The sequence below is a fragment of the Rhodococcus sp. 06-462-5 genome, assembly GCF_002258315.1.
In the GTDB taxonomy this organism is placed as follows: domain Bacteria; phylum Actinomycetota; class Actinomycetes; order Mycobacteriales; family Mycobacteriaceae; genus Rhodococcoides.
In genome coordinates, this window is the sequence record NZ_NOYD01000030.1 from 1 (window position 1) to 8,453 (window position 8,453).

Below are 8,453 nucleotides of genomic sequence, written 5' to 3' on the forward strand. Positions count from 1 at the left end.
TTCTGGAGCTGACAGCAGCGCAACTGGGTGTGTGGGCCGCAGAACAGGTCAGCCCCGACGCAGACGCCTTCCGAATCTCACAGTTGGTCTGGCTGGACGACGACGTGGACGTGGCCGCGTTGAATCGCGCGTTGGCCGTGGCGGGCTCCGAGGCCGAGGTCCTCGGTGTGCGGCCGACTATCGGCTCGGACGGAGTGCCTCGGCTCGCAGCCGCCGGCAGGCCCATCGGTGCCCTCCAGGTCGTCACCTCCGCGTGCGAGGACGCGGGCATCCGCGCAGTCGCTGCAGAGCGTTGCCGCGTCGACGGCGTAGGACAGAACCGATACGAGTCGCTGTCGGTCCTGCACCCCCGAACCAGCGGCGGGTGGGCATGGGAATTCGCAACCCACCATCTTTTCGTCGACGCCTACGCGCTGGGACTGTTCACTCGACGCGTCGCGGAGGTGTACTCGGCGCTCGTCACGGAAAGCGCGGTGCCGGATCGATGGTTCGGCGACTACGCCGAACTGGTCAGTACTGCTGCATCACCGCAGGATTCGATCTCGAACGAGTTCTGGGTCGAGCGGTGCGCCGAGGCCGAGGGCGCGCCCGCGGTGACATTCGACGCCTCGCGGCGCTTCTCGCTGCCCTTCACCCACGGCCGAGCTTCGATCGCACCGCCTACCGCCGAGGCGATCGACGCACTCGCCCGCTCGGCGCGGGCATCGTGGTCGGACGTGGTGGCGTTGGGCTGGGGACTGTTCACCGCGGCGCGGGACGGGCGCGATCTGTTCGCTCTGCAGCTGCCGCGGATGAACCGGTTCGGTGCCGCGGCGCTGCGGACACCCGCGATGCTCGTCGATGCGGCACCGGTGGTGTTCCGGGTGGACCCGTCGAACACCCTGGTGCAGTTGACGACCCGCATGCGCGACGAGATGCGGGCGAGCTCGCGCCACCACACGGCCGGGGAGGCGCTTGCCCGACTGTGGCCGAACGGCCAGGACGATTACGCGGCGCTGCCACAACTGAACGTCAAGGCGTTCGACTACGACTACGCCTTCGGCTCGATCATCGGGCGGCAGGAAACCGTGACCAGTGGACCGGCCGGCCGACTCGATCTGATGGTGTACCGCGATCGAATCCACGGATTCCGTCTCGATCTGTCGTCGAACGACCCCGCCCATACCCCCGATTCGCTCACCGACATGCTCGACCATTTCCTCGGCTATCTCACCCGGATCGCCGAATCAACGAACGACGCAGTGGCGAACGTCGGCCTGCTGAGCACCGAGCAGTTCGATCGAGTCGACGCTCTGTCGACCGGTCCGGTGGTTGCCCGCGACGACGCCACCGCGACACTCGATATTCGGGTACGGCAACGGATCTCGGCGACGCCGGACGCTGTCGCGCTGGTCGACGATGCAGGTGTTGCTCTGACGTACCGCCAGTTCGATGCCCGGGTGAACGCGATGGCGGCCGAAATGCTTTCGCACGGGGTCACTTCCGGGGACAGGGTCGCCGTGATGCTGCCGCGCTCGGTCGATCTCGTTCTCACGCTGCATGCGGTGATCAGGATCGGAGCGGCATACGTCCCCGTCGATGTCGACTACCCGTCCGACCGCATCGGTCACATCCTCGACGACGCTGCGCCGATCCTCGTGATCGCAGACCTCGCCGGGAGTTCACGGCACAGCGCCGTACTCTCCGAGACCGTTGTGGCAGTCGATGATCCGCTCGTCCGCGCCCGTCTCGACACCTCCGACACGGCAGTCGTCGTCGCATCTCCGCCGTCCCCGTCCGACGCCGCGTACGTCATCTTCACCTCCGGCACCACCGGGCGTCCCAAAGGTGTGATGGTCTCGCACCGAGCTATCGTCAACCGACTCCAGTGGATGCGGGACGACTATGCGCTCACCCCCAGCGACCGGGTGCTACAGAAGACACCCGCCGTGTTCGACGTGTCGGTGTGGGAGTTCTTCCTCCCGTTCGTCATCGGAGCGTCGTTGATCATCGCGAGAGACCAGGGCCACAAGGATCCCGGCTACCTGGTGGACGTCATCGAGCGTCACTCGATCACCGTCGCACACTTCGTCCCCGCCATGCTGCAAGCGTTTCTCGACGCGACTCCCGAGGTCGCTCGGCTGTCGAGCATGCGACGCGTCTTCTTCTCCGGTGAAGCGCTCCCCGCGAAGGCCGCGGAGGCCGCCGCGACCCTGTTCGCAGCGGCCGAGCTGCACAACCTGTACGGGCCGACCGAGGCCGCGGTGGACGTCACCGCGCAGCAGGTGGACTCGCCGCAATCGATCGACAACGCTGCCGTGCCGATCGGTCGACCGGTCGCCAATACCGTCGTTCGGGTGCTCGATTCCTGGCTGCGGCCGATACCCGACGGTGTGGTCGGCGAGCTCTACCTCGGCGGAGTGCAGCTGGCCGACGGGTACATCGGCCGACCCGATCTCACCGCTTCCAGGTTCGTTGCATCCCCGGCCGGTGAGCGCCTCTACCGCACCGGAGACCTGGTGCGGTGGAACGCGTCCGGTGTACTGGAGTACCTGGGCCGAACCGACGATCAGGTCAAGATCAGAGGGTTCCGCATCGAACTGGACGAGATCCGCGTCGTCCTCGAGCGACATGCCTCGGTGTCCGCCGCAGTCGTTCTCGCCGTCGACCACCCTGCAGGCGGGCACTTTCTGGCGGCCTATCACACCGGGGACGCCGTCGACGCCGACGAACTGCGGCAGTTCGTGGCCGCGGCACTCCCGGACTACATGGTGCCGACCGTCTTCCTTCCTCTCGATTCGCTTCCCACGACGCCCAACGGAAAGCTGGATCGACGCGCACTGCCCGCTCCCGAACTGGCCACGAGCGGAACCCGCCGTGCACCCGTCACTCCTGCCGAACACTCGGTGGCGCGGTACTTCTGCGATGTTCTGGCGTTGCCCCAGAGCACCGACCTGTCGACCGACGACGACTTCTTCCACCTCGGTGGTCACTCCCTGTCCGCGACTCGGCTCGTCGCTCGCGTCAACGCAGAATTCGGTTCGGCGCTGACGTTGCGGGATGTGTTCGACGCCCGGACCGTCGCCCGACTGGCCACGCTCGTCGGCGTCTCACAGACCCGCGAGAGCATCTCCGACATCGTTGTTCCCGAACGTGTTCCGGCCTCCTTCGGTCAGCAGTCCCTCTGGGTGATCGATCGCCTCGGCGGCCCGCGATCGCAGTACGTGGTCCCGAACGTCGTCCGCCTCACCGGCGATCTCGATGTGGCCGCTGCGATCGAGTCGGTTCGCGACGTGGTTCGTCGACACGAACCCCTGCGCACACGGCTCGTGGAATGGGACGGTGATCCGATTCAGGTCATCGTGCCTGCCGAGGCTGCCGCCGCATCGGCCCACATCGCGGTCGCAGATCTACGCACCGAATCCGCCGAGGGGATCGACAGCCGTATCGACGAGGTGGTCGGCACCGGCTTCGATCTGTACACGGACCTTCCGATACGCGTGGAGATCCTGCGTACTGCAGAGCGTGCGTGGACGCTCGTCTTCGCCATCCACCACCACGCCGTCGACGAATGGTCGCTACCCAGCCTCTTCCGTGATCTGTCCCGCTCGTATGCGGCGCGGGTCGTCGGCGATGCACCCGCGTGGGAGCCGTTGCCGGTCTCGTATGCGCAGTACGCAACGTGGCAACGCACCGTTCTGGGATCCGCTGCCGATCCCACGTCGGAACTCTCACGCCACGTGGACTATTGGCGCGGTGCCCTCGACGACGCTCCGGCCGAATCGATCATCGCCCTCGACCGGCCCAGGCCCACGCAGCCGACGTATCGCGGCCGTGACGTCACCTTCGAGCTCGATCGCCACGTCGTGGCCGGCCTGCACCGCACTGCCACCGATCTCGGTGTCACCATGTTCACCGTGGCCCACGCCGCCACCGCGCTCACCGCATCTCTGCTCGGTGCCGGCACCGACGTCGTGATCGGCTCCCCGGTCGGCGGACGCACCGAGGACGGCCTCGAAGACCTCGTCGGATACTTCGTCAACACACTTCCCTTCCGGCACACACTCGACCCACACCACACCGTGGCCGAGGTTCTCGCTCAGGTTCACCGCACCGTTCTGGACGGATTCGCCCATCAGAGCGCACCTTTCGAGGACATCGCCCGCGCGCTCGACGTCCCCCGGGTCACCGGGCGCACCCCGTTGTTCCAGATCCTGCTCAGCCATCACACCGGCGTCGGATCCACGGGCCCGGAACTGGTGGGTCTTGTCGTTGACGACTCCGGTTCCATCCGTGCGACCTCGTCGACGGCCACCAAGACCGACCTCGAGTTCGATCTCGAAGAATCCTCGGACGGCATCACCGGGTACCTCACCTACGCTGTGGATCTGTTCTCCCCGAGCACCATCGACCGTTTCGTTCGGACATTCATCCGAGTGGTGCAGACATTCGCCGACGCACCGTCGAGCCGGGTGTCCGCACTGGTCTGCGATACCGACACCGGATCCATCGACGAGTGGTCGACCGGGTCCGACGCCACCGGTCTCGAGATAGCCACCGCAGGTGCCACCCTGGACTCGTTGGTACGCAACCAGATCCAGGCCACACCCGACGCAATCGCTCTGGTCGACGACACCGGCACGGCACTGACCTACGCGCAGTTCGACACCCGCATCGACGCCATGACCGCCGTCCTCCTCGACACAGGAGTTCGACGCGGCGACCGGGTCGCCGTCATACTGCCCCGATCGATCGACCTCGCCGCCGCCCTCCACGCCACCGTCCGACTCGGCGCCGCCTACGTCCCCATCGACCCCAACTACCCCACCGAACGAGTCGGACACATCCTCGACGACGCCACCCCTACCACGATCGTCACCGACCGGACGACCCTGGAAAACCACCGATCAACCCTCGACGACGACGTGATCGTGATCGACCGCGCGGACACCCGCCTAACCCTCGATTCGGTTGCGTCCGTTCATGTTCCATCACCACCCGCACCGGGCGACACCGCCTACGTCATCTTCACCTCCGGCACCACCGGCCGCCCCAAAGGCGTCATGGTGTCGCATGCTGCCATCGTCAACCTCATCGCCTGGCGCCAATCCGTCTTCACCCTCGATATCGGCGACCGAGTACTCCAGAAAACCTCCGTCGGCTTCGACGTCTCCGTCCCCGAATTCTTCTGGCCCCTCACCGTCGGAGCCACCATCCGCCTCATCCGACCCGACGGCGAAAAAGACCCCGACCACCTCGCACACATACTCCGCGACGAACCCATCGCCTTCGTCGAACTCGTCCCCACCGTCCTGCACGCCATGCTCGACACCGGATTCACCCTCGCCGACACCCAACTCCGCTCCCTCTCCGTCGGCGGCGAAGCCTTCCCCACCGCCCTCGCCCGGGAACTGGTAGGAACCGACGTTCACGTATGGAACACCTACGGCCCCACCGAAGCCGCCGTCGAAGTCACCGGCCACCACCTACAAGAAGACACGGTCAACGAGTACGCCACCGGCACCGTGCCTATCGGTGGACCGGTCACCGCCACCACCGTCCACGTCCTCGACCCCTGGCTCCGCCCCGTCCCCATCGGCGTCACCGGCGAGCTCTACCTCGGCGGAATCCAACTCGCCGACGGCTACATCACCCGACCCGGCCTGACCGCCACCCGCTTCACCGCCACCACCAACGGACAACGCTTGTACCGCACCGGCGACCTCGCCCGCTGGAACACAGGCGGTCAACTCGACTACCTCGGCCGCACCGACGACCAAATCAAGATCCGCGGCTTCCGCATCGAACTCGACGACATCCGCACCACCCTCGAACAACACCCCGCTGTCACCACCGCAATCGTCGTCGCACTCGACCACCCCGCAAGCGGAACCATCCTCGCCGCCTACTACACCGGCCACCCCGCCGCAGACCTCCGAACCCACACCGCCACAGCACTACCGGACTACATGGTCCCCACCACCTACACCCACCTCGAGTCCTTCCCCACCACCCCCAACGGAAAACTCGACACCCGAGCACTCCCCACCCCCGACATCACCACCACCGGCACCGGCCGAACACCGAACACCCCCACCGAACACACACTCGCCCACATCTACCGCGATGTACTCCACCTCGACAACGACACCACCCTCACCGTCGACGACAACTTCTTCCACCTCGGCGGACACTCCCTCACCGCCACCCGACTCATCGCCCGCGTGAACTCGGCAATCGGGTCCGATCTGACGCTGCGCGACGTGTTCGAAACGCCGACCATCGCAGGCCTCGCCGACGCCGCGAACTCCACCGGAATCGATCGTGCTCGAGTCTCCGACATGGTTGTACCCGAACAGGTTCCGGCGTCCTACGGGCAACAGTCGCTGTGGGTCATCGACCAGCTCGGAGGACCGAAGTCGCAGTACGTGGTGCCGACCGTGCTGAGGCTCAGTGGTCACCTCGACACCACAGCCTTCACGGCAGCTGTGCACGACGTCGTCGAACGACACGCCACCCTCCGCACTCTCCTCGTCGAACGAGATGGCGTTCCGGTGCAGGTGATCGTGCCCCCGGCCGACGCCGCAGCTCGAATCACTCTCGAGGTGAACGACCTTCGCGATAGGGACCGTCGAGGCATCGACGAAAGCATCGGCTCCCTCGTCCGTACCGGGTTCGATCTCGCCACGGATCTCCCCATCCGCGTTGCCGTGCTCAGGAGCGAGGACTCGCAGTGGGTGATCGTCCTCGCTGTTCACCATCACGCGGTCGACGAGTGGTCGACCCCGTCCTTGCTTGGCGACCTCTCGAGCGCATACGCCGCGCGAATCGCCGGATCGGCACCCCACTGGGATCCGCTACCGGTCAGCTACGCGCAGTACGCCACGTGGCAACGTACCGTCCTCGGCTGTGCAGAAGACCCGAGATCGGAACTCGCTGGGCACCTTGACTACTGGCGCACGGTCCTCGGCGACGCACCCGAGGAATGCATCATCGCGCTCGACTTCCCTCGCCCCGCGGACCCGACTCATCGCGGTGAAGACCTCACGTTCGAGCTCGACGCGGAGACTGTCGGTGCCATGCGCCGCACCGTGGGTTCGCTCGACGTCACCATGTTCACCGCCGTCCACGCCGCTACCGCGATCACCGCATCTCTCCTCGGGGCCGGCAACGACGTCGTGATCGGCTCCCCGGTCGGCGGACGCACCGAGGACGGACTCGAGGACCTCGTCGGGTACTTCGTCAACACCGTTCCCCTGCGACACCGACTGTCCCCACGCGGGACACTCGGCGAGGTGCTCACCGACACTCATCGGGTGGTGTTGGACGGATTGGCGCATCAGAGCGCGCCGTTCGAGGAGATCGCCCGTGCAGTGAACGCACCGAGAGACGCGGGCCGAACCCCGGTGTTCCAGATTCTGTTGACACACACGGTGTCCGACGCAACCGAGCCGGACCTCTTCCGCCTTCCGGGACTGATCACCCTTCCCGAGACCGCGGGCGAAGACCCGGCATCGCTGGCCGCGGCGAAGACGGATCTCGAGATCGACTTCGAGGACACTCCGTCCGGCGTGACGGGTTACGTCACCTATGCGACGGATCTGTTCTCCCGCTCGACTATCGACCGCTTCGTCCTGACTCTTACACGCGTAATCCAGGCTCTGGCAACGACACCCGACGCGTATATCGCGTCGTTGAGCGCTGTTCCCGAGAACGAGCTGAGTCGGATCGAGTCCTGGTCGACCGGTCCCGATGCCATGGGTCTCGAGATCCCCACCTCCGGCACGACGCTCGACTCGTTGATACGCAACCAGATTCGCGCAACACCGGACGCGGTGGCCGTGGTGGACGAGTACGGTACCTCGCTGACCTACGCTGAACTGGACGCCCGCGTCGAGGCGATGGCCGCAACGCTTCACAACAATGATGTGACGGCCGGGCATCGGGTGGCGGTGATGCTTCCCCGCGGTACGGATCTGGTGATCACGCTCGTCGCCGTCACCAGGATCGGGGCGGCGTACGTCCCGATCGACCCCGGTTACCCCACCGAGCGGGTCGGGCACATCCTGCACGACGCCGCACCGACCGTGATCGTCACCGACCGCGCCGGTCACGCTGCACATGCTGCCGCTGTCGCCACTACTGTTCTCGAACTGGACGATTCGACCGTTCGCGATTTCCTCGACTCGTACGACGCTTCAGCTCCGCACACTGTGACAGCACCGTCTCCTGACGACATCGCCTACGTCATCTTCACCTCCGGCACCACCGGCCGCCCCAAAGGCGTCATGGTGTCGCACGCCGCCATCGTCAACCTCATCGCCTGGCGCCAATCCGTCTTCACCCTCGATATCGGCGACCGAGTACTGCAAAAGACCTCCGTCGGCTTCGACGTCTCCGTCCCCGAATTCTTCTGGCCCCTCACCGTCGGAGCCACCATCCGCCTCATCCGACCCGACGGCGAGAAAGACCCC

General features: G+C 66.0%; 1 protein-coding gene. It reads left to right on the forward strand.

Going from position 1 to position 8,453, the window contains the following annotated elements; translation table 11 throughout:
• Window positions 1–8,453, forward strand: an 8,453-nt coding sequence (locus CH251_RS16510; RefSeq protein WP_143544977.1) for a non-ribosomal peptide synthetase, incomplete at both ends; no start/stop codon positions are given.